At 60.9% G+C, this 26799-nt stretch carries 18 protein-coding genes and 1 pseudogene; 6 read left to right on the plus strand and 13 right to left on the minus strand.

Annotated elements, in window-relative coordinates; translation table 11 throughout:
- Positions 1-64: 64 nt before the first annotated feature.
- From DW029_RS01340 to DW029_RS01365, 8 genes and pseudogenes are all read right to left on the minus strand, one after another.
- The gene (locus tag DW029_RS01340) at positions 65-268 is read right to left on the minus strand and encodes a hypothetical protein (protein ID WP_117798641.1); all 204 of its coding nucleotides are present in this window, start codon (positions 266-268) and stop codon (positions 65-67) included.
- A gap of 216 nt (positions 269-484) precedes the next feature.
- Positions 485-688, minus strand: a pseudogene (locus tag DW029_RS11215) (hypothetical protein); the annotation flags it as partial.
- A gap of 125 nt (positions 689-813) precedes the next feature.
- Entirely contained in the window at positions 814-2196 is a 1383-nt protein-coding gene (locus DW029_RS01345) for a 6-phospho-alpha-glucosidase (protein ID WP_118345088.1), read from the minus strand.
- Positions 2197-2199: 3 nt separating this feature from the next.
- Positions 2200-3816 carry a PTS transporter subunit EIIC gene (locus tag DW029_RS01350; RefSeq protein WP_118345089.1) on the minus strand — a complete coding sequence of 539 codons (1617 nt, stop codon included), beginning with the start codon at positions 3814-3816 and terminating at the stop codon, positions 2200-2202.
- Between the two features lie 99 nt (positions 3817-3915).
- Positions 3916-4581 (minus strand): PRD domain-containing protein, encoded by a 666-nt coding sequence (locus DW029_RS01355; RefSeq protein WP_199582439.1) that lies wholly within the window; start codon positions 4579-4581, stop codon positions 3916-3918.
- Positions 4582-4689: 108 nt separating this feature from the next.
- Positions 4690-4782: a CAT RNA binding domain-containing protein gene (locus DW029_RS11840; RefSeq protein WP_370220030.1), complete on the minus strand. Its 93-nt coding sequence runs from the start codon at positions 4780-4782 to the stop codon at positions 4690-4692.
- 6 nt (positions 4783-4788) lie between these two features.
- Complete coding sequence (locus DW029_RS01360) at positions 4789-5301, minus strand: PTS glucose transporter subunit IIA (RefSeq protein WP_158572586.1); 513 nt, start codon at positions 5299-5301, stop codon at positions 4789-4791.
- 348 nt (positions 5302-5649) lie between these two features.
- A complete protein-coding gene (locus DW029_RS01365) occupies positions 5650-7893 on the minus strand; it encodes a DEAD/DEAH box helicase (RefSeq protein WP_118345091.1) in 2244 nt (747 codons plus the stop codon).
- A 600-nt stretch (positions 7894-8493) separates the two neighbouring features.
- Here DW029_RS01365 and DW029_RS01370 point away from each other — a divergent pair.
- From DW029_RS01370 to DW029_RS01395, 6 genes are all read left to right on the plus strand, one after another.
- A complete protein-coding gene (locus DW029_RS01370; protein WP_118345092.1) occupies positions 8494-9456 on the plus strand; it encodes an FHA domain-containing protein in 963 nt (320 codons plus the stop codon).
- 187 nt (positions 9457-9643) lie between these two features.
- On the plus strand, positions 9644-11719 hold the full coding sequence (locus DW029_RS01375) for a DUF6273 domain-containing protein (RefSeq protein ID WP_118345093.1): 2076 nt from the start codon (positions 9644-9646) through the stop codon (positions 11717-11719).
- Positions 11720-12213: 494 nt separating this feature from the next.
- On the plus strand, positions 12214-14556 hold the full coding sequence (locus DW029_RS01380) for a cation-translocating P-type ATPase (RefSeq protein ID WP_118345094.1): 2343 nt from the start codon (positions 12214-12216) through the stop codon (positions 14554-14556).
- A 147-nt stretch (positions 14557-14703) separates the two neighbouring features.
- Positions 14704-14925, plus strand: a complete 222-nt coding sequence (locus tag DW029_RS01385; RefSeq protein WP_117794748.1) for a heavy-metal-associated domain-containing protein — start codon at positions 14704-14706, stop codon at positions 14923-14925.
- A 41-nt stretch (positions 14926-14966) separates the two neighbouring features.
- Entirely contained in the window at positions 14967-15239 is a 273-nt protein-coding gene (locus DW029_RS01390; RefSeq protein ID WP_117763176.1) for a metal-sensing transcriptional repressor, read from the plus strand.
- Positions 15240-15385: 146 nt separating this feature from the next.
- Positions 15386-15859 (plus strand): hypothetical protein, encoded by a 474-nt coding sequence (locus tag DW029_RS01395; protein ID WP_117763177.1) that lies wholly within the window; start codon positions 15386-15388, stop codon positions 15857-15859.
- 133 nt (positions 15860-15992) lie between these two features.
- Here the strand turns inward: DW029_RS01395 and DW029_RS01400 are convergent, their stop codons facing one another.
- The 5 genes from DW029_RS01400 to gltB form a co-directional block, all read right to left on the minus strand.
- Positions 15993-17363: an amidohydrolase family protein gene (locus tag DW029_RS01400; RefSeq protein WP_233543760.1), complete on the minus strand. Its 1371-nt coding sequence runs from the start codon at positions 17361-17363 to the stop codon at positions 15993-15995.
- Positions 17364-17612: 249 nt separating this feature from the next.
- Positions 17613-18674 (minus strand): hypothetical protein, encoded by a 1062-nt coding sequence (locus DW029_RS01405; protein ID WP_147351855.1) that lies wholly within the window; start codon positions 18672-18674, stop codon positions 17613-17615.
- A 372-nt stretch (positions 18675-19046) separates the two neighbouring features.
- Positions 19047-19754 (minus strand): hypothetical protein, encoded by a 708-nt coding sequence (locus DW029_RS01410; RefSeq protein WP_118345097.1) that lies wholly within the window; start codon positions 19752-19754, stop codon positions 19047-19049.
- A 415-nt stretch (positions 19755-20169) separates the two neighbouring features.
- The gene (locus DW029_RS01415; RefSeq protein WP_118345098.1) at positions 20170-21651 is read right to left on the minus strand and encodes a glutamate synthase subunit beta; all 1482 of its coding nucleotides are present in this window, start codon (positions 21649-21651) and stop codon (positions 20170-20172) included.
- Between the two features lie 5 nt (positions 21652-21656).
- Positions 21657-26354 (minus strand): glutamate synthase large subunit, encoded by a 4698-nt coding sequence (gene gltB, locus DW029_RS01420; protein ID WP_118345099.1) that lies wholly within the window; start codon positions 26352-26354, stop codon positions 21657-21659.
- Between the last annotated feature and the right edge of the window lie 445 nt (positions 26355-26799).

The following is a 26799-nucleotide window of genomic DNA, read 5'->3' on the forward strand; positions in this document are numbered from 1 at the left end:
GCCTCTTGACAATGTCCTGCTCATATTAAAAGGAACGTCCCCAAGTGCCGGCAGTTTGGGACGGTCATTGTCGATGAGAATCGGGCGCAATGCCAAAGGCCCCGTTGGGCGAAATGTCGAACGGAAAGGTGCCGCAGCGATTAAACGCGGCGATAAACATGCGGATGGCGTTGGACGGCGTGGTACCTACGAGCTGAGTTGCCGCCGCGAAGGCCGCCTTTTCCTCGGGCAAGACCTTCGCGACAACCGGGGTCATGTGTTCTGCCATGGCGCTTCCTTTTTGAAACGACGGTGGTGCGGATAGATGCGGGCCACGCGGCTGGGCGACGGGTTGTGAAGGCAACCCGATTGGCCCGCATCTGGAGTTTGTTTCTACGGCGTTGGTATTACTTGGTATTCCTAAGTATTACCCCGCAGATAGAATACCATACCCGACCCCATGGGGACGGAGAAAAAACGGATCATTTTGTTGCTGAATAAGTATTTAGAGCGTGATGATATCCGAGATATTGAGGGCCTGAGCGTCGACGGCATCGTGCGTGGCAAGCAACAGGATGCGACCGTCGAGCAAGTCGAGCACGACCTCGGCGCATGCGTCGCGCGCAGCGGTATCTAGACCGGTAAAGGGCTCGTCCAGAATCACCGCGTCGCCTGGGCACAGCAGGGCTCGGGCAATCTCGATGCGACGGCGCTGCCCACCCCCATATCAACCCTTTGCGCAAAACGGCAATGCCCCGTCCGCGCAAACACGCGAACAGGGCATTGATCAAGTTTTACGGTCAGCGGCTCTTTTGTGCCAGAGACCTTCTGTCTTTAGCGAAGCTCGGGCCAGTAACCCTTGTTGGCCTCGATCATGTCGTCGAGAACCTCCTTGGCGACCTTCATCGAAGGAACGGTCTTGTTGAGCGTAAAGGCCTTGAGCGCCTTCTCGTACGAACCCTCGATCGTAGCCTCGACGATGAGCTTCTCGGAGTTCAGCTGCTGCATCATAAGACCCTGCTGGAACAGCGGGATGTTGTCGCGGCTGATGACCTCGGGGCCGCTCTTGCCAATGTAGGCAGGCAGCTCGACCATGGCGTCGTAGGGCATGTTGGGGATAGCGCCCTTGTTCTCGCAAATGACCAGGAAGCGTTGCTTGGTATCGTTCTTCAGAGCAACAGCCAGATCGGCAATCCAGTCGCCGTGGCTGCCCGCATAGAACGTGTTCTCGTCGATCTCGCCCGTCTTCTCGTAATGGTCAATGCCGTCAAAGAGGTTCTTCTCGCGCGTCTCCTCAACCTCGTTTGCACGGGTGCGCTCGGGGTTAGAATGCTCGACGAACTCCTTCTGCTGCAGGTAGTAGTTCAGATACGTGTTGGGCAGGTACTCCGGGAAGCACTCCATGATCTCGTACTCGCCCTTCCAGACGTAGTACCAGCTGCCCTTGGTGTGGCGGTTCTGCTCGGGATGCTCGTCGGTGGCCTCCTCGGGCTTCTTGGACATCAGCGAGCTCATGCCCTTGAGGTAAGAATCGGGCAGCAGAATCTCGTGCTCCTTGATGTACTCGCGCAGCTGCGGGAGCACCTCCTCGCCCTTGTGGCGGATCGAGGTGAACCAACCAAAGTGGTTGAGGCCAAAGTAATCGTACTCGACATCCTTCTTGTCGATATCGAGCGCGGCGCAAACCACGTCGATAATCGCGATCGGCATGTCGCAGATGTTGATAATGCGAGCGTTGGGGCGCAGGACGCGGCAGCCCTCGGAGACGATGGCGGCAGGGTTGGAGTAGTTAAGAATCCAGTAGTCCTTCTTGGCATACTTCTCAACGTCGTCAATCAGCTCGACCATGGGGAAGATGGTGCGCATGCCATAGGCAAGGCCGCCGCAACCGCAGGTCTCCTGCCCCACGCAGCCGTGACGCAGCGGAATCTTCTCGTCCTGCTCGCGCATGGCATAGCCGCCCACGCGCATCTGGGCAAACACGAAGCTCGCGTCCGTAAAGGCAGTCTCCTTGTCGGTGGTCACCGTGAGCTTGATGTCCAGACCAAGGTCCTCGTGCAAAATCCAGTCCACGAGCACGCCGATCTTGCGCTGGCGCTCCTCGTTGATGTCGTACAGACGAATCTCGTCAACGTCGAGCTCGTCCTTGCGCAAAGCGATGGACTTGACGATGCCGGGGGTAAAGGTGGATCCGCCACCACACAGAGTAATGATCATTGTTTACTGCTCCTTCTCAATTGCGTTTTCGACCTTGTCACGCATCTCGGCGACTTTCATGCCAAAGATGATCTGAATGTTGTTGCCGTTGCGGTTGATGCCGCTGTTGGGCACGTGGTTGATGAGGTTCTCATCGATGAGGTCCGGGTTCTTAACGTTCACGCGGAGACGCGTAAAGCAGTTCTCGAGCTCCTCGATGTTGTCCTTGCCGCCAAGACCTGCGACCAGATCGGCGATGCCCGCATCGACGCCCTCTGCGGGAGCCGCGGCAACAGCGCCCTGCTTCACCGCGACAGACGCGGCGGCCTCGCCCTCGGCAACGGACTCGGCGAGCTCGGACTCCTCCTCGCGACCAGGCGTGTGGAGGTTGAGCTTCTTGATAAGGAAGGTAAAGAGGAAGAAGTAAAGGGCGGCGTTGAGAACTCCAAGAACAAGCATGACCGGCCAGTTGGTCTTATCAACACCAAGGACCAGGTTGGAAACCACGATGTTGATGATGCCGCCTTGAGTCGAAGCGGGCACGGAGAGAACCTTGAGCAGGACCAGGAAGATGCCGGAAAGAACCGAGTGAACGACAAAGAGCACAGGGGCAGCAAAGACAAAGAGGAAGTCCATGGGCTCGGTCACGCAGGAAAGCACGGCGGTGATGATCAGCGGGATGATGACAGCCCTGGTCTTGTCCTTGTTCTGCTTGTAGGCGGTGAAGATAAAGGCGAGACCGATGCCGATGTAGGGCCACAGGTTGTTGAAGGCGTAGCTGTTGAAATACGTGCTATCGGAGAAGGGCTGGCCCGTCATTGCCATCTCGGCGACACGGATGGGATAGGCGCCGGCGATAACCTGATCGCCCAGCGTAAGGGTGCCACCCACATCGGAGAACTGGAACGGGGTGTAGATGAGGTGGTGCAGACCGGTGGGAACGAGCAGCTTGTTGAGCATGCCGTAGATAAACAGACCGATGTTGCCCGACTCATTAATGATGCCGGCAACGGAGGAGATGGCACCCTGAACCGGAGGCCAAACGATGCAGAAGCCAGCGCCCATGATCCAGGAAATGATGATCATGATCAGGAACGGAAAGCGAACGCCCGAGAACATCGAAAGGGCAATGGGGAACTGCTTGTTCGAGTACTTGTTGAACACGGCACCGGTGATGCAACCAAGAATGATGCCACCAAACACGCCGGTATCGAGCACCTGGATGCCCATAACGGTGCTCTGGCCGGTTCCGGTAAGGCCGAGCATGCCGCTCGTTTCGGCAAGAGAACCGGTGGCGTTGAGCACGATGTTATTGGCCTGAAGGAACAGGAAGAACGACATCAGGGCGATAAGCGAAGCATGGCCCTTGTTCTTCTTTGCCATGGCGCCGGCGATGCCCACGCAGAACAGAATCGAGAGGTTGTTGATGATAAACATCAGCGACTGATAGACAACGGTGCCCACAAGCTGGAACGGGCCGGAGCCCAGCACGGGGACCACGGCGCAGATGGTCTTGTTGGTCAGAATGATGCCCACGATGAGCAGGATGCCGGCAACCGAGAGATACATCATCGGCTGAACGATCGACTTCGCGAACACCTCCAACGGCGCTTTGAAATTGAACTTCTTTTTTGCGGTCATAGCGATACTCCCCTTTCTTTTCCGCAAATTAAGACAGGTGTGCCCTGGACAAGACCATGAGCCTTGTCTTATATCAATCGATGTGCGGGCACGTTATGCCTAGAGACCAGATTCTCCAAGCAGGTTAACAATGTGATATGCGAGATAACTCTTCTCGGCATTGGTAACGACAACGTTATAGGTAGACGCTAAGCGGTCGGCAATTGACTCCGCGCACGAGAACGCCCTCGGATACACCGTTTCATCGATACGGAACAGCGCGTCGCCATTGACCTGCCCCGCCGCGGGATCGAGCGCTCGCTGCGCAAAAAACTGCAGATGGCGAACGAAACGCTCGTACGGCAACGAGGCGACGTCAAGGGTCGTGGCATAGTGCTCGGAAACAATCGCGAGCACGTCGCGAACAAGCTGGACCGAAACAATCAGACGGTCAGAGCGCTGCGGCATGGTAGCGTTGACGATATGCAAGGTGATGAAGCCCTGCTCCTCCTCGCTCATCTCGATGCCCAGGTAATCCTTGATAATCTGAAGGGCACGGCCCGCAAGCGCATACTCCTTGCGATAGAACTGCTGGATCTCGAGCAGCAACGGGTTCTCGCACGGAATGCCCTTGCGCTCGCGATCAAGGGCGAGGCTAATATGATCTGCGAGAGCAATGAGAATCTTGTCATTGATATCAACATTGAGCTCTCGACGAAGCATCTGAACAATGTCCTCGGAAATCACGAGGTTAACGGTGGGGATGGACTCCAAAAGATGTGCCAAGCGGTCAATCGTACGAGAATCCTGGGAGGTACCCTCCTGCAGCGCATAGGTCTTTTCGACCGACGCCTCGTCGATGATATCACCGGCATGGCGGCCAAAGCAGAGGCCTCAGCCGATGACGATGAGCTCGGAGCCATCGTCCGAAGTGACCATTGCGACGTTATTGTTGAAAACTCGCTTGATAACCACGGTACCCACCACAAGAATTTACTCGGAAAGCCAGACGACAGGCTCTTTAACAGCAACAGGGCCGGAAGCATGCTCACGAAGAGTCGAGTTCTCCGAGTGCTCGCACACGATAACGAAGACCGTGGGGTCGAAGCCGGCGGCGCGAACCGCGTCGAAATCGACCTCGACGAGGGGCTGGCCCACGTCGACATGGTCACCCTGAGCAACGAGCGCATGGAAGCCCTTGCCCTCAAGTTTAACAGTGTCGATTCCGATATGCAGCATCACCTGAGCAGAGCTGTCGTCGGACATGATGCCCAGCGCGTGCTCAGTCGGAAACAACGCCGCGACGGTGCCGGAAACAGGAGCGCACACCGTTCCCTCTTGGGGAACCACGGCAACGCCATCGCCCACCGCGCGGCTGCTAAAAGCAGGGTCATTGGTATTTTCTAGATGAACAAGCTCGCCGGAAACGGGAGCGAGGATTTCGAGCTCGGAAGCTGCAGTCTTCTGCTCATCCGAACCGCCCATCAGGCGAGAAAAGAAACCCATGGCGGCATGTCCCTTCATAAATATAGCCCAACCAAAATCAAGCGAATGCATCCATAGACACACACCCGTTCAAAGACTTTGGTTAGGCCCACGTCCGAGGGACTCGGTAACCTTCCGCATTTCTTTTTACGAGAGCTATTGTAGACAAGCCCAAAGCCAGAATAATCATTATGACCGGTGAACGGTATTTATTCTCCGATAAACGGTAGCTATGCGGCACTTAGGGACGTTCCTTTTCTGCCGGCACCCAGGGACACTCCTTGCTCTGACCCCTTTGCACCAAAAAGGGCCCCGAGCGTAGTTGCTCGGGGCCCTTAGCTTGTCTCACGCTAGCGTGCGATGCGTATGTTATTTGCGCTTGCCGCCGCCGTCGCCGGGACGACGGGAGCTGCCGCCACGCTTGCCGCCACGGCTGTTGCCACAGCTGCCACGGTTATCGCGACCGCCGGCGCGGCCGCCACGGGAACCGGCCTGGTTGCCGCCGCGACCACCACGGTAGCCGCCGCGACGCTCCTCGCGGGTATCGTCGTAGTTGCGCCAGTCATCGCGACGATCGCGGCTGGCACGCGGATCGCGACGCTCGCGCGACTCACCGGAACGCCCAGCGCCGCTGCGCCCACCATTGCCGCGAGCGCCCTCGCGACGCTCGCCGCCGCGGCCACCGCGCTCTTCAAAGCGCTTGCCGCCACGGGACTCACCGCTGCGGGCGCCATGCTCACCGCGACCCTCGCCGCCACGGCGCTCATCGCGCCCGCCGCGCTCGTCATTGCGACCGGAACGACGACGATCGCCCGAGCCACGCTTGCCGCCGCGCGAGCCACGGCCCTCGTCCTCGCGCTCAACACGGCGACGACCGCCGCGGTCCTCGTCCTCGCGGCGACGGCGATGCGCCTCGCCCTGGAACTGCTTGGCACGGCGCTCGGCACGGTTGCCTCGCGGGACCTGCTCGGCAGCGCCAGCACGCTCCTCGGCAGCCACCTCGCGGGCCACGCTCTCAACAGCCTCGTCCACGCGAGCCTGAACGCCCTCGCGCACGCGGATCTTGCCGCCGCGCTTGGGACGGCTCGGACGCTCGCCGTCGCCGCGACGCTCGTCGCGACCGCGGTTGGAACGACCGGCCACATCGCCGTAGTCATCGCCGTTGCGCTTGCCGTCGCGACGTGCCTGCTCAAGCTTCTTCTTGCTCTTGGACTTGCCGCGCTTGGTCTTCTTCTTCACCTTAAAGGCCGCAGGGTCGCGCTCGGGATCGACGGCGGGCGGGTTGGGGCCCACATGCAGGTCGCCGGCCTCGTAGATGTCGGCCGTCTTGTCCATGAGCTTCTCGATCTCGTAGAACTCATCGACGTCCTGCTCGGTCACAAACGTGATGGCCCAGCCTAGCTCGCCGGCGCGGCCCGTGCGGCCGATGCGGTGGATGTAGTCGGTCGGCTCGGCCGGCACGTCAAAGTTCACGACGTAGCGCACGTCGCTAATGTCGATGCCGCGGGCGAGCACGTCGGTCGCCACCAGTACGTCAACGGTGCCGTCGCGGAAGGCAGAAAGCGCGCGCTCGCGCTGGGCCTGGCTGCGGTTGCCGTGAATCGCAGCGGCCTTGATGCCCTTGCGCTCCAGACGACGGCAGCAGCTGTCGGCGCGGTGCTTGGTGCGCATAAAGACGATGGTGCGCTCCGGGCCCTCCTTCTTGAGGAACTCGGGCAGCAGGTTGTTCTTGGCCTCGATGGACACCGGGAACACAAACTGGTCGACGGTGTCGGCGGTCGACGTGGCGGGCGCGATCTCCACGCGGGCCGGGTCGCTCACCAGGTCGGTAATCTCGCCCACGGCCTCCTCGTCGAGGGTCGCCGAGAACAGCAGCGTCTGGCGCTCGGCCGGCGTCTCGCGCACAATGCGGCGGACGGCGGGCAAAAAGCCCATGTCGAGCATGCGGTCGGCCTCGTCGAGCACCAGGACCTTAACCTCGTCCAGGTGGCAGGCGCCCTGCTCGATCAGATCGACCAGACGGCCCGGCGTGGCGACCAGGATGTCGCAGCCGTACTTGAGGGCAGCGGTCTGCGGCTTGTAGCTCACGCCGCCCACGACGGTCACGGCGACATGGCCGGTGACGTCGGCGATCTTGCTCGCGACCTCGTCGATCTGCTGTGCGAGCTCGCGCGTGGGGGTGATGACGAGCATCACGGGGCCACGGCCGTTGCCCTCGGGCTTTTTAGCACCGCGACGGCGGTTGCGACCGCCGCGCTCGTGCACAGGCTTGGGAGGAGCGATGTGCTCCAGATTATTCATGGTCGGCAGCAAGAAGGCGGCCGTCTTGCCGGTGCCGGTCTGAGCGGCGGCAAGCAGGTCGCGACCCTCGAGCACTACGGGAATCGAGCCAGCCTGAACAGGCGTCGGCGCCGTGTAGCCCAGGTTCTCGATGGCACGGAGCATCTCGTCGGAAAGTCCCAGCTCGTCAAAGGCGGGCAGGTTCTCGGTCGCGGACTCGACGGCCTGGGCAGCATTGGCCTCGTCGGCAGCATCGAAGGCAGCCTGGCTCATGGCCTCGCGGGCCTCGTCCAGGATCTCGGCGTCGGTGACGTCGGATACAGAATTACGCATATGTTGTTGTTCCTTATCTGCACGCGCAATGGGCACGGCATGCGGCCGCGCGGGCGTGCTTGGTAGTGCGCTAATACATACAAAAATAGGTGCGCACAGAGAGGACGTTGCTCAGCACGCTGGCGATCGCTTTGGCAGCCCTATCACGCGCCGTCCAGACGCAGCAGCCCTAAGCGATGGAGCAGATTCGCCGCCGGTAAGTATACCCGTGCTTCGCATGCCCCCACGTAAACCACAGATGACGGGGCGGACGAGACGGGCCCGAGGCGGGCCCGGCTGATTGTCTCAATCAGTAACATCTACAGGGCAAATCTTCCTCTACGTGTTACAGATCGAGACAAACGGTCGACACGGTTCAGAAACGTCTCAATCTGTAACAGTTACGCAGCAAAATCGGTCCCAATTGTTACAGATCAAGACAGAGGGGAATTTCCGTCCAGTCCAAACCAAATCTCTCAGTCTTCCTGCAATTTCGAACATGTGGCCTATAATGTTGCTTTGGTTACGCCATATATTGCGCAGCCATTTAATACGTGGCCCACCGGGGGGGCATTAATTCCTATCGCCATATTGGCTAGGAAGCAATCAAAGGAGGTATCCGTGGCAGCAGAGACGCCTTGCTCGGTCCTCTATAACGATATTCGCTCGTTCGGCGGTCTTAAGCATCTCGAAATCGCCCGAATGCTTATCAATGGAAACTCCTATCTCGGCAGCACCTTGCTCGAGAAATGCTCTTCCAACCGCTCGTATCTCACCCGTTACATCGTCCATCGCGAGCCCGACCAGTACGCACCCGCCATCTACAGCGACTTTACCGTCACCACGCTCAACATTTCCGCGGCAATCTGCAGCAAGCTCGGCGGCGGCGAGTCCGCCTATCAGGCAATCGCCGAGCACTATCGTGGTCCGGCAGCCAACGAAATGATGTCAGCTCTCGCCAGCTACAAGCTGGACAGCCGCCTATATGCAAATGCCCTCAATCACATCGATAACTTTGACGGCAATACCGTGCGCGAGAAGAGCACGCTTTACCTTATGCTCTTTGTGGCAACGGGGGCGCTCGCTGACCCCATCCAAGGCGTGGCCACCGTCGAGCGCTTTTGCGACAGCAAGACAGGCGGGCACTTTGGCACCACCGAAACTACCGTCGGACGTGGCTTTATGAGCAGCCTGGAGCAGCCGCGCACTGTCGCCCCCAACCTCGGTCTGCTCAGAACCCATGCCGACAACTGCGCCGACATGCAAATCCATCCCCTCACACGCGATCCGCGCGGCACGGTAATTGGGTCCTTGCCCAAAACCTCGCCCAGCATCACCGATGTAGGCGCTGATGCATCGCGCGAGCATCTCCGCATTTGGCTCGAGGGCGGGCACTGGTACGCCCAGGGCCTTGGGTCGACCAACGGCACAGTGCTCGAATCGGGCGCGGGCGACGGCGATATTGTGATTGAGCCGCCCCGCGACCAACGAGAGCCCGGCAAAGTCTATCCCCCGGTGGAAATCGAAAACAGCGACAGGCTCCATCTGGGCCTCTACACGACATTCCTTGTCATTGTGGACTAGCGCGGAAAGGCGGACGGCGACCAATCGTCCTCCGCCTTTCCGCCGTTTGCGTCGTGCTGCACGCAATAATTGCGACAATGAACATTCACTTTTCATCAGAGCCGTCTATCATAGGTTCTATCGATGTCCGTACTTTTAGTATGAGCATACGGCCAACCCCTATAAACAAAGGAACGTTGTGAACACTATGGATCCCGTTCGTGGCAGCAAACTCATCCGTCTCGACACATTCGACACCGCCGTGGCGGTCAATCCGAGCGCGGAAGACGATGCCAAGCGCCGTTTCATGACGCTTATCCTCCAAACGCCCTATCGCAGCGACGGCAATATCGGACAGGTACTGCGCGCGACCAACACGAGCGGCGAGGTCTTTGCCGTCAAGCTGCTCAAGGACAACGCCATCCTTTCCGACCAGATGCCCGATCGCTCCGCCGAGCAAGCAGCTGCGCACCTGGCCAACACCGCCGCGCTGTTCGAGGAGTACCGTCATCTGTGTACCGTCTCGCACCTGCGCGGATTTCCGCGCGTCTATGGCTATGGATCGTGCGAGGACGACCCGCTCATCCTCATGGAGTGGGTCGAGGGCACCTCGCTCAAGCAGGCGCTGCCTTTGCTTCCGCACGATGCCTCGGGCGGGCTAACCACCCAGATGGTGGCTGCCGTTGGAAACGCCGTGCTTCGCGCACTCCTGATGACCCAAGGGCTCGTTACCCCGGTCGTCCATCGCGACCTGTCGCCCGCCAATATCATGTTCCGCACCACCAGTCGAACGCTCGAGCAACAGATCGCCGATTGCTCCTTTGACCCCTGTCTCATCGACATGGGCTCCGCGACCATGGCCCTCGGCGACGACACGATCACCCGGCGCGCCGACATCTGGCGCTTTGCCACGCCCGCATACGCCGCGCCCGAGATGCTCACGCAGGATATCGAAGGCATCGCGGCCCTTCGCCGCTCGCCGGCGATTGACGTCTATGCGCTATCGAGCATTCTGTACCAGCTCTACAGCGGTCGCAAGCCGTTCGATGTCGAGTCGACGGGTGCCGCGGCAACCGGCTCGTTCTACCTCATAAAGACCAAGACCAAGCCAGCGCCGCTCGAGCCGCGATGCAATGACGACGAAGCGCTCGTCCAGATCATCATGAAAGGCATCTCAGTCGAGCAGTGCGATCGTCCCACCGAGCAGCAGATGCTCGAGGTGCTCTCGTCCTACCTCCCCACCGCCGAATCCAAAGACAGCGAAGGCATGGGCAACGAGACCGCGGTCGATATCGATACCGGCACCCATCTTACAGTCGACGTCGCCGCTGAACGCGCACAAGAAATCCTGGAGCAGGCTCAACGCGACACCATGACCCGCCGGCGCTTTATCATCGGCGGCGTTGCCGCTGCCGTCGCGGGACTCGGCGTCATCGGCGCCGCCACTCATGGCTTTGGCATTCCCGACTACCTCGACGGCATCCGCAGCTCACTTGACGACTACACCTGGGATCAGCTGCAGGAGATTTCGCTCAAGATTAAGGCAGCGGAGTCCCGTAGCGAGGCACGCGAGATTGCCAAGCGCTATCATCTGCTCGACGACGACGGGCATATCCCCTATCCGTGTACCAAGCGTGTCACGCTCACCAACGGACTGCAGGTTGGCGCGCAGCTTGTGGGCATCCGCCACGATGAGCTTCTGGACGGGACGGGCAAGGCCGGGTTAACGTTTATGTTCGACGCAGGTATTGCCGAGCGCGATGCCGCAACGCAGGCATTGAACGCCGGCTGGGCAGATTGCGAACTGCGAGAATGGCTCGACAGCGACGGCCTCAAGCTGCTGCCAAGCGAGCTGCGCGCACTTATTAAAGAGGTTAAGAAGATCTCGAACAACGTCGGCGCCGCCAACAGTGCATCGTGTCTGAGCGAGTTGCCCGCAACCCTTTGGCTGCCCGCCATGGTCGAGCTCTACGGCAATCAGCCACCCGAGTCATTTACCGAGGACTTTCACTACCTGGCAGATATCTACAACGGCGAGGGCAAGGAATACCAACTCTTCCGCGAGCTCAAGGTAAGTCCGTATACCACGAACGAGACGATGGTCCGCCAGTGGAAGGGCAAGGACACCTGTTGGTGGGAGCGCACGGTGAGCCCCGACACATCGGAGAGCGAAGGCACACTCTATATGAACCGCGTGGGGCACGACGGCGACGTCTTTACGTACGCAACGCCTGCGGAAAAGCCAAACAAGCGAACCTGCGTGATTCCCGGATTCTGTATCTAGGGAGCGGGCGTCTTGCCGTGACGGGACCCCTCCCCGGCAATTGTCTCGATCTGTAACATTAGCTCGGCAGATACAGGTCTAGATGTTACAGAACGAGACAAACCCCAGCCCCGCGAGACAACATCTCAATCTGTAACAGTAAGGGGTCAAAAACCTCTCTTGATGTTACAGGTCAAGACATTTGAGTTGGCCGCGGGCGATCTGTCTCGATCTGTAACATCTATCAGGAAAAACGGTCCTTAGGTGTTACAGATTGAGACGTTAAGTTGTGGCTCGATGCAATGTCTCGATCTGTAACAGTTACTCGACAAAAACGGGTCTAGTTGTTACAGATTGAGACATTAGACCGGCTACGGTCCGCCGACCTGGCTATCACCTCGACCAATAATCAGAATGTCATACATTTCAATCTCCACTGGACACCCCCAGGGGGTATGGGTGTATAGTATCAGCTGGTTAACATTTCCGACGCTACGTCACAGAAAGGAGAAGCCATGGCTCAAGATAAGTTCGACGTGGGCGGCATGACATGCGCCGCCTGCCAGGCGCACGTGGACCGCGCCGTGAGCAAGCTCGACGGCATCCAGAGCGTCGCGGTCAATCTGCTCGCCGGCTCCATGTTGGTCGACTACGACCCCGCGCAGGTCACCCCCGACGATATCTGCACCGCTGTCGATCGCGCAGGGTACTCTGCCTCGCCCATCGATGCGGGCACCGGTGCCGTCGGCTTAAACGGCAGCGCGCAAGCCCAATCCGGCGCCACCCATATGGAGCCGCCCACCAAAAAGCTGGAGGCCGCCGCCTCCGCCATGCGCACCCGCCTCATCGCCTCGATCGTCTTCCTCATCCCATTGTTCTATATAGGCATGGGGCATATGCTCGGCTGGCCGCTGCCTGGCGTCTTCACCGACCACACCCACAGCATGACGCTCGCGCTCACCGAGCTCGTCCTGCTCATCCCCATCGTCTACGTCAACGACGCATACTTTATCAACGGGTTTAAATCGCTCGCGCACGGCGCGCCAACCATGGATGCCCTTATCGCCGTTGGCGCCACCGCGGCCATCGCCTGGTCGCTCTACGCCATGTTCATCATGGCCGACCAACTAGCCGCGGGGCAGGTCCACGAGGCCATGATGACGGGCATGGACAACCTGTATTTTGAGAGTGCGGGCACAATCCTATCGCTCGTCACCGTGGGTAAATACCTCGAGACGCGCAGCAAATCCAAAACCGGCGGCGCCATCGAGGCACTCATCGACTTGGCGCCCAAAACCGCGACTGTCGTTGCCGATGACGGCACCGAAACCACCGTCGACGTCGACAGCATCCTTCCCGGCCAGGTCCTGCGCGTGCGCCCCGGCGAGTCCATCCCCATCGACGGCGTGGTGCTCGAGGGCAGCTCGGCCGTGGACGAGAGCGCGCTCACCGGCGAGTCCATCCCCGTGGAGAAGACCGCCGGCGACACCGTCAACGCCGCCACCGTCAACCGCACGGGCTCGTTTACCTTCCGCGCCACGCGTGTGGGCGCCGACACGTCGCTCGCCAAGATCATCAAGCTCGTCGAGGACGCCAATGCCACCAAGGCGCCCATCGCCCGCATGGCCGATAAGGTCGCTGGCGTGTTCGTGCCCGTGGTGTTTGTGATCTCGGCAGCGACCTTTGCGGCGTGGATGGCACTGACCGGCAGTATGAACGAAGCGCTCACCTCCGCCGTGGCCGTGCTGGTGATCAGCTGTCCGTGCGCACTGGGTCTGGCCACGCCCGTCGCCATTATGGTGGGCACCGGCAAGGGCGCTGAAATGGGCATTCTATTTAAGAGCGCCGAGGCACTGGAGAACCTGCGCAGCGTGGGCACCGTCGTGCTCGACAAGACAGGCACCGTCACCCGCGGCAAACCTTGCGTGACGGACATTGTGGTGGCGACGCGCGCCGACGGCTCTCCCACGATGAGCGAGAAGGCGCTACTGAAGCTTGCCGCTGCGCTGGAACGCCAGAGCGAGCACCCGCTGGCAGAGTCGATTATGGCCGAGTGCGAGACACGCGGCATTGTCGCTCGCGCGGTTGAGGACTTTACCGCTGCGCCCGGTCGCGGCGTTACGGCACGCGAGGGGCAAAACGCCATCGCCGCCGGCAACGCGCGCCTGATGGACGAGCTGGGCGTGGAGGTGCCCGCTGACCTTGCCGAGCAGTTCGCTGCCGAGGGCAAAACGCCGTTGTTCTTTGCCAAAAACGGCGAGCTTGTCGGTACCATTGCCGTGGCGGACGAGGTCAAAGAAACGAGTGCCGAGGCCATCGCCGCGCTCCGCAAGCTCGGCGTCGACGTGCGCATGCTCACCGGCGACAACCGCGTGACGGCCGAGGCCATCGCCCGCCGCGTGGGGCTGAGCAGCGAACAGGTCATCGCCGACATCCTTCCCGCCGACAAGGAGCGCCATGTGCGCGAGTTGCAGGACGCAGGCAGCATGGTGGCCATGGTGGGCGACGGCATCAACGACTCCCCCGCCCTGGCGCGCGCCGACGTGGGCCTTGCCATCGGCACCGGTGCCGACATCGCCAAGGAGGGCGCCGACGTGGTACTCATGCGCAGCGACCTCATGGACGTCGCCCGTGCCATCGAGCTTTCGCGCGCCACGATCCGCAACATCAAGCAGGACCTGTTCTGGGCACTGTTCTACAACGGCATCGGCATTCCGCTGGCGGCGGGCGTGTTCTTCCCGCTCACCGGGTGGCAGCTCTCGCCGATGTTTGGCGCCGCGGCCATGAGCCTGTCGAGCGTATGTGTCGTAAGCAACGCCCTGCGTCTAAAATCCTTTAAGCCCAAAGTGGCAAAATAGGATCACTATTACGTCCATTTAGAACGGGTTTTCCGGGTGCCCGAGATTGACCTGAAAGAGGAGCGACGCGTACTTTGGTACGCGAGCGACGGCTTGAAGGTCAAGGTCGGGTGCCTGGGAAAGCCGACACAACAGAGAGGAATATCCATGCGTTACAAAATTAAGACTTCCGGCCTCATGTGCGGCCACTGCGATGCTACTGTCGAGACGGCACTGCTCAACGTGGCAGGCGTGACCGACGCCGACGCCGACCACGAGACTCAGACCGTACAGGTGGAGTGCGCCGACACCGTGACCGCCGAGCAGCTCGCTGCCGCCGTCGAGGGCGCCGGCGAGAAGTTCCACGCCCTTTCGGTGACCGCCGCGTAACGACCCGCACGTACCCCCCCGACCAGAAACGAGGACCCGCCATGATGGCAGACCATAAATCGGTGACCCGCATGCTCAAGACGGCGCGCGGCCAGATTGATGGCATCCTGCGGATGGTCGAGGAGGACCGCTATTGCGTCGATATCTCCACGCAGCTCATGGCCACACAGGCGCTCCTCGCGCGCATTAACGCCGACGTGCTCAAGGCGCATATTGAGGGCTGCGTGACTTCGGCAATCGAATCGGGCGACGAAGACCTCAAAGCCGCTAAGCTCGCCGAGATCGAACGCGTCGTCGACAAGCTCGCCAAGTAACTGATGCAAAGGGGACAGGTTGCATTACACCATCATGGTGCATCAGGGACGGGTACGTCTACGCCACATTGGCGCAGATTAACCTGTCCCCCTTGCTCTAAATCGGGTATAAAGGCGTGCAGCATATCGAACGAAAGGCAATTTACATGAATGACTTTATGAAGGGTCGCAATGGTGCTGACGAGCTCACCATCGTGATGGGTTTTGCCGGCATCGTCATCGCGATGATCGGATCGATGGCCCGCATCCAGTGGCTCAGCTGGATCGCCATCGCCGTGATCGTGCTCGGCGTGCTGCGCGGCCTGTCCAAAAACATCGACGCGCGCCGCAAGGAGAACGCGGCCTTTGTCGCCGTGACCGCAAACGTCCCCGGCCTAGGCAAGTTCGTCGCCAGTTTGGGCGGCGGCACCTCAGCGACAGGCGCCTCGCGTGCAGCCGGAACGAGCAAGGAAGACTTTGAGCGCGCCAAGCGCACGGCCAAGAAGATGTGGAAGGGTCGCAAGACCACGGCATACCTCAAGTGCCCCAACTGCGGCCAGATGCTCTCCGTCCCCAAGGGCAAGGGCAAAATCCGCGTCACCTGCCCCAAGTGCCACGCCAAGATGGAAACGCGCTCCTAGCGCCCGCACGCGGGACAAATTAATCAGGTTTGTTTGTCCCAAATCTTAAGTATTTGTTCGATAAAAAAGCCGAGGCCTCGTGTTGAGACCTCGGCTTTTTGCATGCGGTAATGGAGTCGTCCCTTTGTCACATCTACGCCACGCCGTCGCGAGTCAACTCCTCGGCCAGCGCCTCGGCCGGCATGGCCATAATCGCGTCGAGCTCGGCATCCACCTCGGGGATGCGCTTCACCTTCAGCTTGCGCACCAGATCGCCGCGGCACATTACGTGTACCGGCTCACGCAAGGCACACGGATCATCCAGAGGATTCTCGCGCGTCACCAGGATATCGGCGGCCTTGCCGCACTCGATCGTACCGGTCTCGCCGCCCAGCCCCAGCAGCTCGGCATTGACCTGCGTGGCCGTATGCAACGCAAAGGCATTGCTCACGCCGACATACTTGGCAAAATAGGCCACCTCACGCCACATGTCGTACTGCGTCACAAACGGGCAGCTCGAGTCCGTGCCCAGGCCTACCTTGATACCGGCCGCCAGCGCCGCACGAGCGCTCTCGATAATACCCGAGCACACGATATCGCCGTTCTTCTTTTGCGTATCGGTCGAATGGGTCTTCTCCGGGTCGAGCAGCACAAACGGCAGCGCCGGGCTGATAGTGCAGGTGACGCTGGGTGCACGATCCTCAAGCTGTGTGCCCGCGGCGCCGCGGTATAGTTCCAAGATCTCGGGCGTCATCGGGGCACCGTGCTCGATCGTATCGACCCCGGCCTGAAGCGCAGCCTTCACGCCCTCGGTGCTCTCGACATGAGCCATAACCGGCAGGCCCACCTCGTGCGCCGCCTTGCACGCCGCCGCGGCAACCTCGACCGGCATGCGCAGCACGCCAGGCTCGCCCACCTCGGTAGCGTCGAACACGCCGCCCGTCACGAACAGCTTGATGACATCGGCACCGCGCGCATACAGGTCTCGCACCTGCTCGGCTGCCTCGACGGGGCTGTTGGCCACCTGCGCGAACAAGCCCGCACCGTGGCCGCCCGGCACCGTGACGCCCGTTCCCGGCGCTACCAGGCGCGGACCCTGATATCTGCCGGCGTCGATAGCGTCGCGCACGGCGAGATCGGCAAACAACGGATCGCCCGCGCCGCGCACCGTGGTCACGCCGCTTGCCAGCTGCTGCTGGGAACTGCCCTTGAGGATGCGGCGGACGATGGCACGGCCCACGGGATTATCGAGTTTCTTCATCAGCGCTCCCGCATCGCCGGCCGAGACAGGCTTGCCCGAACCGCACAGGTGCACGTGCATATTGATGAGACCGGGCATGAGATACGCACCACCCAGGTCGATGACCTCGGCACCCGCGGGCGCCTGCGCCACAGCACTCGGCCCCATCCAGGTGATGACGCCGCGCTCAACAGTCACGGCCATATCGGGTTGCGACTCCATATGTTCCGAACCATCCAGGACGGTCGCATTGATAAACAACGTGGAACGATCGGCAGACGCCATATCGAGCTCCTCCCTCACGATTAACTTGAACATTTGTCCATTATCGCCCAAGGCGACGGAGATGCAGTCGATGTATCGGTTAACGGAGAAAAGGGAGGATGCGAGGATAGAGAGGCCAGCGCGGCGATGTCCCAGCCGTGTGTGCCGAACGTCTCGATCTGCAACAGTAAACCCGGTTTTTGGGCCACTAGATGTTACAGATCGAGACAAACTCGGCAGGAACAACCACATTCGCGTCAGTTGCACCCCTTAGCACCCATACCACTGGCGTCTCCATTCCTCAGCCAGATCGGCCCGCTGTTGAATTCCCGCCAGTCTCATCTTTTCATCCAGTTTCCCCGGGTTCTTGAGTTCATCAAACGTAAACCGAAGCACCTTGTGCCCGAGCATCGTCAGATGAGACTCTCGCTGACGTTCTGCCACGAATGGGTCGACCGACTCCCGATCCCCACCATCCTGCAGGGTATACTTTCCCTTCCCGTCGAGCTCGCCGATGACACATGTCCCGTCCTCGAGCTTCCAGAAATAATCAACCCGAAACACCTGGCTCGGATCGAGCGGGTCGCGAAACTCCACCTGCAGCTCCGGAACCGGAAAGCCGTACGCAATAAAGAACGCTCGGAACCGCGACTCGCCGCCGTTTTCGGACAGCCCATCCGCATACGACGCGATCACCTGTGCCCTGCGATACCCTCGCCTGCCCTCGCAATCGGCGCGGAGGCGCTCGCACAAATCCCCACGTGATACACCTTTCGCCCGCAGTGCAGAATCGGCAATCGCCAACCCGTAGGAGAACGGCGCACGCAGCAAGCAATCCTCCACCGTGCTCCAAAACGACGTCACCCGCACGCCATCAACACGCTCGAGCGTGCCCGCCACCTGTGGACGCAACAACCTGCACCCGCTGCTCAACGTCACCGAGCAACCCGTCTTAACAAGATATCGTGGCCCAAGCAGATCATTCGGCACCTCCAAACCCCACAAAAGTGCCGCGTCATAACCCCAAAACGCCCAATCGGGATGAAACTCTGCAAACCCTTTGATGGTACGCAGCGCTCGCTCCGCCGGTGTCAACGTATCCCAATCATGTTGAAAACAGAACAGATACGACTCGGGCTCCGCGATATCGTCGGTTCCAACATGGCGTCGCAGCCACATGAGCTCGGCATTGTCATGCGTTGCGAGCAGTGCACCTTGCTCGGTCGCCTCCGTGAGCCGCGCGAGCATCCTGTTCCGTGCCAACGTGTTGCGAGTCGTATGCTTGTGTTTGAAAACGGTATTAGACACTTCCATCACCACCACGTCAGACAAATGGACCATTGTCACCGTTGCCTCCGCTGACAAATGTCTTGATCTGTAACAGGAAGACAGTCTTTGAGCCTCTAGTTGTTACAGATCGAGATTTTCAGTCGTGCGTCCAGCCTTTGTCTCAATCTGTAACAGTAAGGTCGACTTTCAGCCTGTAGATGTTACAGATTGAGACATTCCCCCAACCAGGTGCCAAACGTCTCGATCTGTAACAGTTAGACGTTCTCCAGGCCCCTAAACGTTACAGATTTAGACAAATCAGCAGCGCCCAAGCATTCGTCTCGATCTGTAACAGGTAGACCGGTTTTTTGTCCCTAAACGTTACTGATCGAGACATAAAGACAGAGGGCAAGGCAGGCGACAGCTGCCCATCCCCTACTCCCACTCTTGCTCGTAGATGTTGAGGGACTTTACGTACCGCCCCTGGGCGCCCATGACGTCGCGGACCAGACGCAAGAAGAAGCTGATGAACGAGGTGTCAAAGCCGTCCTGCAGATCCTCGGGATGCACCGCACCCGGCCCGTCGACCGCCGTGTCGTTCAGGCGCGCGATGTCATATAGGTAGAGCTGTCCCACCGCAAGCCAGACATCGTCAACGCACGCGATGCGCACCGCGATCGCGCCGTCATTCCAATGCTCCTTTTGCACGATATGGGGATTGTAGACATCAAAGCGATGATCGGTGCGTGTGTCCTTCAGCGCGACCATGCCGGACGCAGGATCCTTATCCAAAATGCCAAAGCGAGAGAAGTACTGCGTGTCGCGCACCTGCTCGAGCCGCTTGAGCGAGGCTGGCAAAATCGATGCTGGCGGCTCATCCACATATAGCTCGAGCAGCGTCTCGCCATGGCGATAGGGGCGCTCAAACAGCAGCCAATCGGTAAACGCCATGTTGTAGGCCATGATTTCGTTTTGAGAAGGTTCGGTGCAATAGCTGAGCCACGGATCGACAATGATCTCGAACTGTTCGCGCGCCGACTCCAAAAACTGAAACTTCCGCAGCATCCAAAAGTGAGCCATGTCGGCAATATCGTTGCCGACGGCTTCGGCCAGCTCTGCTCGGTCAAAAACTTGGTCAGTCATGGCATCCTCCTCAAACTGATGGACCTCAATTTGAGCTTACGAGGAGGGCGAGCAACCGAGGCAAGCGCGGGCAAAATAGGCCTCCGGCTGCAAACCAGATGCTGACCAAACACTTGACGAAAAGATTGACCGAATGAGCGCACCGCAAAGAAACCGCAGGTAGACATAGACAGCCAACTCGCCCTTTTGAGCCAGATGCCCGCAGCCACCACAGAAACAACAGGTGACCACAGCCCAAAAAGTCGACAAATGAACACCCGTACGTCGACAAACGAGCAAATCGCTCGCAAATCCGCAAGGAGTGTCCCCGAATGCCGACAGAAAAGGAACGTCCCCAACTGTCGGCACTTAGGGACGTTCCTTTTGTGCCGGCAGTTGGGGACAGCCCTTGTTGATTCGATTGTGGGCGACTACCTTACAGCTCCAGCGCGTCTGCGACTTCGGTAGCACAGGCCAGGGCGTCGGCCATGGCGTTCACCACGAGCGAGCTGCCGTTGCGGGCGTCGCCGGCAACAAACACCGGCGCGGCATCCGCAGCAACGCCATCCACGCGAGCTGCACGATGCGAACCCTCGGCAACCATTACGGGCAGAGGTCGCCCGGCCGTGGCAACAGGCACGCCGACAGCTTCGAACACGCTGTGCTCCGGACCCGTAAAGCCGCAGGCGATGAGCACCAGCTGCGCCGGCACCTCGTGCTCGGAGCCCGCGATGTGCTCGGGCTTTCCCGCCGACCAATCCAGATCGACCACGCGCAGGCCCGCAGCCGCACCCTTCTTGTCCAGCAGCACCTCGAGCGTATCCACGCCCCAGGCACGCATCTCGCCACCCATCGCAGCGATAGCCTCCTGCTGGCCGTAGTCGGTCTTCTTAACGTTGGGCCACTGCGGCCAGGGGTTGCTCGCCGCGCGCTTATCGGGCGCGGCCGGCAAAAACTCAAACTGGCGCACACTGCGCGCACCCTGGCGCACGGCGGTACCCACGCAGTCGTTGCCGGTATCGCCGCCGCCAATGACCACGACGTCCAGGCCGCGAGCGTCCACCGCGAGCTCGCCACCATCGAGCAGCGAGACGGTCGAAGCCGTCAGGTAGTCCACGGCATACACCACGCCGGGCGCTTCGATGTTCGCAGCCGAAAGCCCGCGCGGGGCACGAGCACCAGCAGCCACCACGACAGCGTCAAAGCCATCGAGCTTGGCTGCCACCGCAGGGTCCGTCACATCGGCGCTCAGCTCAAACACAATGCCCAACTCACGCATGAGCGCCACGCGACGCTCGACCACGGACTTCTCGAGCTTCATGTTGGGAATGCCATACATGAGCAGACCGCCCGGGCGGTCATCGCGCTCAAACACCGTCACACGGGCGCCGCGACGCGCAAGCTCCCATGCAGCCACCAGACCAGCCGGTCCAGAACCAACCACGGCGACCGTGGGCGCATCCTCCCCCGCCGGCTCAAAGCGGCGCGGACCGCCGTTGGCCCACTCATGGTCGCTAATCGCGCGCTCGTTATCGTGAATCGTCGTGGGCTGGCCGTCGACCGAACCCAGGTTGCACGCGGCCTCGCACAGCGCCGGACACACGCGGCTCGTAAACTCGGGCATGGGCGAGGTGAGCGACAGGCGCTCGGCCGCCTCGTCCCAGCGGCCGCGGTACACCAGCTCGTTCCACTCGGGAATCAGGTTATGCAGCGGGCAGCCGCTCGGGCGTGCCTTGCCAAAGCTCGCGCCCATCTGGCAAAACGCCACACCGCACATCATGCAGCGGCTCGCTTGGGCGCGACGCGCATCGTCGTCGAGCTCCACGTACAGCGGATCGAAATCATGGCTGCGCTCCTCCACGGGGCGAAGCTCATGGGTCACGCGATCGATATCAAGAAAAGCACCGGGCTTACCCATGGCACTTACGCCTCCTTCTTGGTCGAAGCAACAGAGCTGGCAGCCACGGACGCAGCGCCCGCAGCATCGCCCGCAGCATCGAAGCGAGCAACATCCGCGGCACTCGCGCGACCGGTCACGATGTCAAACGCCAGCTCCTCGGCCTGAGCATGCGTCTTCCCGGCAGCCTCGCCCGCGGCGACAATCGCCAGCACGCGCTCGTACTCGGTCGGAATGACCTTCACAAAGTGCTTGCTCATCGTCTCAAAGCTGTAGAGCAGCTTGATGCCGCGCGGACTCTGCGTCGCGTCCACGTGCTCCTGGATGAGCGCACGAATCTGCGCCAGTTCGTCGGCCGTCGGGGCCTTGAGCTCAACGCTCTCGTGGTTCACACGGGCATCGAGTGTGCCGTACTGGTCAAAGACATAGGCCACGCCACCTGTCATGCCGGCGGCGAAGTTCTGCCCGACCTCGCCCAGGATGAGCGCCAGGCCGCCCGTCATGTACTCGCAGCCGTGGTTGCCGCAACCCTCGACCACCACGGTAGCACCGGAGTTGCGCACGCCAAAGCGCTGGCCGGCCAGACCGTTAATGAAGCCGCGGCCGCTCGTAGCGCCAAAGAACGCAACGTTGCCCACGATGATGTTCTCGTCGAACTTGAAGGTCGCATGCGGGTTGGGGCGCACCGACACCTCACCGCCCGAAAGGCCCTTGCCAAAGTAGTCATTGGCGTCACCGCACACGTTGAGCGTAATGCCGCGCGGCAGGAACGCGCCAAAGCTCTGACCAGCCGATCCATCGCAATCGATGGTGATGGAGCCGGCGGGCAGGCCCTCGGGATGCGCCTTGGTCACCGCGTTGCCCAGAATGGTGCCAACGCAGCGGTTGACGTTTGCGATATCGGCGCGGAAGCGAATCGGACGCAGGTGCGCACGAGCATCGGCCGTGTAGGGCACAAACAGCGTGGAGTCGAGCGTCTTGTCGAGCTCACTGTCGGCAGCCATCTGCGGCAGGAAGTGACGACCGTCGGCACCCGGAATGTGGGCACCGAACTCGCAGGTCGCGCTCGCCAGCACGGGCGACAGATCGAGCAGGTTGGCCTTGCGGTTGCCCGGGACCTCGATCTGGCGCAGGCACTCGGGATGGCCGACCATCTCGTCGACGGTGCGGAAGCCCAGGCTCGCCATGACCTCGCGCAGCTGCTCGGCAACAAAGAGCATAAAGTGCTCGACGTGCTCGGGCTTGCCGCGGAAGCCACGACGCAGGCGGCAGTTTTGCGTGGCGATGCCGGCCGGGCAGGTATCCTGCTGGCAGTCGCGCTGCATGAGGCAGCCCATCGAGATGAGCGGCATGGTCGCAAAACCAAACTCCTCGGCACCCAGCAAGCAGGCGACGGCGACATCGGTGCCGTCCATGAGTTTGCCGTCGGCCTCGAGCACCACGCGCGAGCGCAGGCCGTTTTGCAGCAGCGTCTGCTGGGCCTCGGCAAGGCCGAGCTCCAGCGGCAGACCCGCATGCCAGATAGAGTCGCGCGCAGCGGCACCCGAGCCGCCATTGTGGCCGCTGATCAAGATCTTGTCGGCAGCACCCTTGGCCACACCGGTGGCGATGGTACCGACGCCGGCCTCGCTGACCAGCTTGACCGACACGCGCGCGCCGGGGTTGGCGTTCTTAAGGTCAAAGATCAGCTCTGCCAGATCCTCGATGGAGTAAATATCGTGGTGTGGCGGAGGCGAGATCAGGCCGATGCCGGGCGTGGACTGACGGACCTCGGCGATCCAGGGGTAGACCTTCTTACCGGGCAGGTGGCCACCCTCGCCGGGCTTGGCGCCCTGGGCCATCTTGATCTGAATCTCGAAGGCGCTGCACAGGTAACGGCTCGTCACGCCAAAGCGCGCGCTTGCCACCTGCTTGATGGCGGAGTTCTTGGAGTCGCCGTTGGCCAGCGGGGTCTCGCGACGCGGGTCCTCGCCGCCCTCACCCGAGTTGGAACGTCCATGCAGGCGATTCATGGCGATGGCCATGCACTCGTGCGCCTCTTTGCTGATGGAGCCGTACGACATGGCGCCGGTGTTAAAGCGGCGGACGATGTTGAGCGCGGGCTCGACCTCGTCGAGTGCCACCGGAGTGCGGCCGCTGGCATTAAAGTCCAGCAGGTCGCGCAGGCGCACGGCACGACCGGTGCGGTGCAGGCGGGCGCTGTACTCCTTAAAGGTGTCGTAGCTGTCCTCGCGACAGGCAGTCTGCAGCAGGTAGACAGTCTGGGGGTCGATCAGGTGATCCTCGCCGCCGAGCGGGCGCCACTTGGTCAGGCCCAGTGTGGGCAGCTGATCGGGAGCCGGGCTCTTAAGGATAGCGAGCGCGGCGTCGTATCGCTCGTTTTGCTCGCGCTCAACGTCCTCGACACCCATACCGCCCACACGGCTCACCGTGCCGGCAAAGTACGCGTTGACGAACTCCGGCGTAAAGCCCACGGCCTCGAAGATTTGCGCGGAATGATAGCTCTGCACCGTGGAGATGCCCATCTTGGACATGATGGAGACGATGCCGGCGGTCGCAGCCTTGTTGTAATTGGCGATGCCCTGCTCGGCCGTCACGTCCAGATCGCCGCGCGCAGCCAGATCTCGGATGCACGCATGCGCGTTATACGGATAGATGCCGCTCGCGGAGTAGCCCACCAGTGCCGCAAAGTCGTGCGAGGACACCGCGTCGCCGCACTCCACCACGATATCGGCAAAGGTGCGCACACCGGCGCGGATCAGATGGTTGTGCACACAGCCCACGGCAAGCAGCGAGGGCACGGGCACCTCGCCCGCTCCGGCGCGGTCGCTCAGCACCACGATGTTCACGCCGTCGCGGACCGCAGCCTCAACGTCCTCGGCAAGCTGCTTGAGCGCAGCCTGCAGCGCGCCCTCGCCGGCATCGCGGCGGTAGACGGCACGGAAACGACGGGTCTTAAAGCCAACACGGTCGATGGCACAGATGTGGTCGAGCTCTTCCTCGTTGAGCAACGGGCGCTCCAAGCGCACCAGCTGACAGGCCGTGCGGGAATCCTCGAGCAGGTTGCCGTGGTTACCCAGGTAGAGCGTGGTCGAGGTGACCATGTGCTCGCGCAGGGCATCGATCGGCGGATTCGTGACCTGGGCGAATAACTGATAGAAGTAGTCAAAGAACGAACGCGTCTTCTTGGACAGGCAGGCCAGCGGCGCATCGATACCCATCGAGGCGAGCGGGGGCTTGCCCTGCTGGGCCATGGGGCGCACGACCTCGTCAACATCATCCCAGTGATAGCCAAGCTTGGCCATACGCACGGCGGCAGGTACCTCGGCGTCCTCGGCGGGTGTTGCCGCAACGGGCTCATCGAGCGCGTCGACGGTCAGCGTCTCCTCGGCAATCCAATCACGGTAGGGCTTTTCCTTGGCGTAACGGGCGCGCAGCTCGTCGTTGTAGATCACGCGGCCGCGGGCAAAATCGACCTCGAGCATCTGACCCGGTCCCAGGCAGCCGCTCGTCAGGATGTTCTCGGGGCGCACCTCGATGGTGCCCACCTCGCTCGCCAGCATAAAGCGGCCGTCGCGCGTCACGTAGTAGCGAGCCGGGCGCAGGCCGTTACGGTCGAGGGCGGCACCCAGGGTACGGCCGTCGGTAAAGGCGATGGCCGCCGGACCATCCCAAGGCTCCATGAGCATAGACTGGTAGGCGTCGTAGGCGCGACGCTCCTCACTCAGACTATCGTTGTGGTCCCACGGCTCGGGCAGCAGCATGGATGCGGCACGCGTAAGCGGACGACCGTTCATAACCAAAAACTCGAGAACGTTGTCCAGAATCGCGGAGTCGGAACCCTCGCGGTTGATGATGGGCATCACGCGCTCAAGATCGTGCTGCAGCACGGGACTGTACAGGTTGGGCTCGCGGGCGCGAATCCAGTTGACGTTGCCCTTAAGGGTGTTGATCTCGCCGTTGTGAATGATAAAACGGTTGGGGTGCGCACGCTCCCAGCTGGGCGTGGTGTTGGTGGAGTAGCGCGAGTGGACGAGCGCCACAGCCGTCTTGACGGCGGCGTCGTTAAGATCAATGAAGAAGCGGCGCATCTGCGTGGCGACCAGCATGCCCTTGTACACGATGGTGCGCGAGCTCATGGAGCACACGTAGAAGATCTTGTCACGCAGAGCGAACTCAGCGTCGGCCTTCTTCTCGATGGTACGGCGGCACACGTACAGGCGGCGCTCGAAGGCATCACCGGCGGGCGTGTCGTCCGGACGGCCCAGGAAGGCCTGCAAGATAGTAGGCATGCAGGCGCGGGCCGTCTCGCCCAGGTCGTGCGGATCGACCGGCACCTCGCGCCAAAAGAGCAGCGGCACGCCGGCCTCGGCGCAGCCTTCCTCAAACACGCGACGGGCATCCTCTACGCCCTTATCGTCCTGCGGAAAGAACAGCATGGCCACGCCATAGTCGCCCTCCGCCGGCAGAATCTGACCGCACTTTTGAGCCTCTTTTCGAAAAAAGTGATGCGGAACCTGGAACAGGATGCCGGCACCGTCGCCGGTGTTCTTCTCGAGTCCCGTGCCGCCGCGGTGCTCCAAGTTAACCAAAATGGACAGCGCGTCGTCCAGAATCTGGTGATGGCGCTCGCCGTTGATATCGGCAAGCGCGCCGATGCCACATGCATCGTGGTCGAATTCGGGGCGATAAAGGCCCTGCTGCTGAGCGGAATCTGCCTGCATCGCGATCCTCCCCTAGATATAAGACAGTCAGTTGAATAGGCATACTAGGAGCATCGCCGGCCCGCTGTGTTTCCCGCCCGTTTCGAAACAATCGCGTAACGCACGCTCTACGAGTGGACACCGCCGACCTCAAGGGCGACAACAAGGGCCCCAAGTTCGGCCTGTAAGCTCACCGCTTCAAACATCTCAATCTGTAACAGGAAGACCCAATTTCGACGACTTACTGTTACAGATTGAGATGTTTTCGAGAGACAATTCCGAATGTCTCAATCTGTAACACGAAGGGCCGGCTTTGGCGGTCAGCTGTTACAGAACGAGATTTTCCATAGGACCATTTCTTCCTGTCTCGATCTGTAACACCTAGGCCCAATTTCCATCCCCAGTTGTTACAGATCAAGACATTTCGGCAGCCCCCTTTCACCATCCCATTCAAATACGGCAATTT

Source organism: Collinsella sp. AF38-3AC, assembly GCF_003474365.1.
Taxonomy (GTDB): domain Bacteria; phylum Actinomycetota; class Coriobacteriia; order Coriobacteriales; family Coriobacteriaceae; genus Collinsella.

Bases quoted from the DNA above. Each gene is read 5' to 3' on its own strand.
- DW029_RS01340 (WP_117798641.1), bottom strand. From the start codon at position 268: ATGGCAGAACACATGACCCCGGTTGTCGCGAAGGTCTTGCCCGAGGAA.
- DW029_RS01345 (WP_118345088.1), bottom strand. From the start codon at position 2,196: ATGATCATTACTCTGTGTGGTGGCGGATCCACCTTTACCCCCGGCATC.
- DW029_RS01350 (WP_118345089.1), bottom strand. From the start codon at position 3,816: ATGACCGCAAAAAAGAAGTTCAATTTCAAAGCGCCGTTGGAGGTGTTC.
- DW029_RS01360 (WP_158572586.1), bottom strand. From the start codon at position 5,301: ATGGGTTTCTTTTCTCGCCTGATGGGCGGTTCGGATGAGCAGAAGACT.
- DW029_RS01365 (WP_118345091.1), bottom strand. From the start codon at position 7,893: ATGCGTAATTCTGTATCCGACGTCACCGACGCCGAGATCCTGGACGAG.
- DW029_RS01375 (WP_118345093.1), top strand. From the start codon at position 9,644: ATGGATCCCGTTCGTGGCAGCAAACTCATCCGTCTCGACACATTCGAC.
- DW029_RS01380 (WP_118345094.1), top strand. From the start codon at position 12,214: ATGGCTCAAGATAAGTTCGACGTGGGCGGCATGACATGCGCCGCCTGC.
- DW029_RS01385 (WP_117794748.1), top strand. From the start codon at position 14,704: ATGCGTTACAAAATTAAGACTTCCGGCCTCATGTGCGGCCACTGCGAT.
- DW029_RS01390 (WP_117763176.1), top strand. From the start codon at position 14,967: ATGATGGCAGACCATAAATCGGTGACCCGCATGCTCAAGACGGCGCGC.
- DW029_RS01395 (WP_117763177.1), top strand. From the start codon at position 15,386: ATGAATGACTTTATGAAGGGTCGCAATGGTGCTGACGAGCTCACCATC.
- DW029_RS01400 (WP_233543760.1), bottom strand. From the start codon at position 17,363: ATGGCGTCTGCCGATCGTTCCACGTTGTTTATCAATGCGACCGTCCTG.
- DW029_RS01410 (WP_118345097.1), bottom strand. From the start codon at position 19,754: ATGACTGACCAAGTTTTTGACCGAGCAGAGCTGGCCGAAGCCGTCGGC.
- DW029_RS01415 (WP_118345098.1), bottom strand. From the start codon at position 21,651: ATGGGTAAGCCCGGTGCTTTTCTTGATATCGATCGCGTGACCCATGAG.
- gltB (WP_118345099.1), bottom strand. From the start codon at position 26,354: ATGCAGGCAGATTCCGCTCAGCAGCAGGGCCTTTATCGCCCCGAATTC.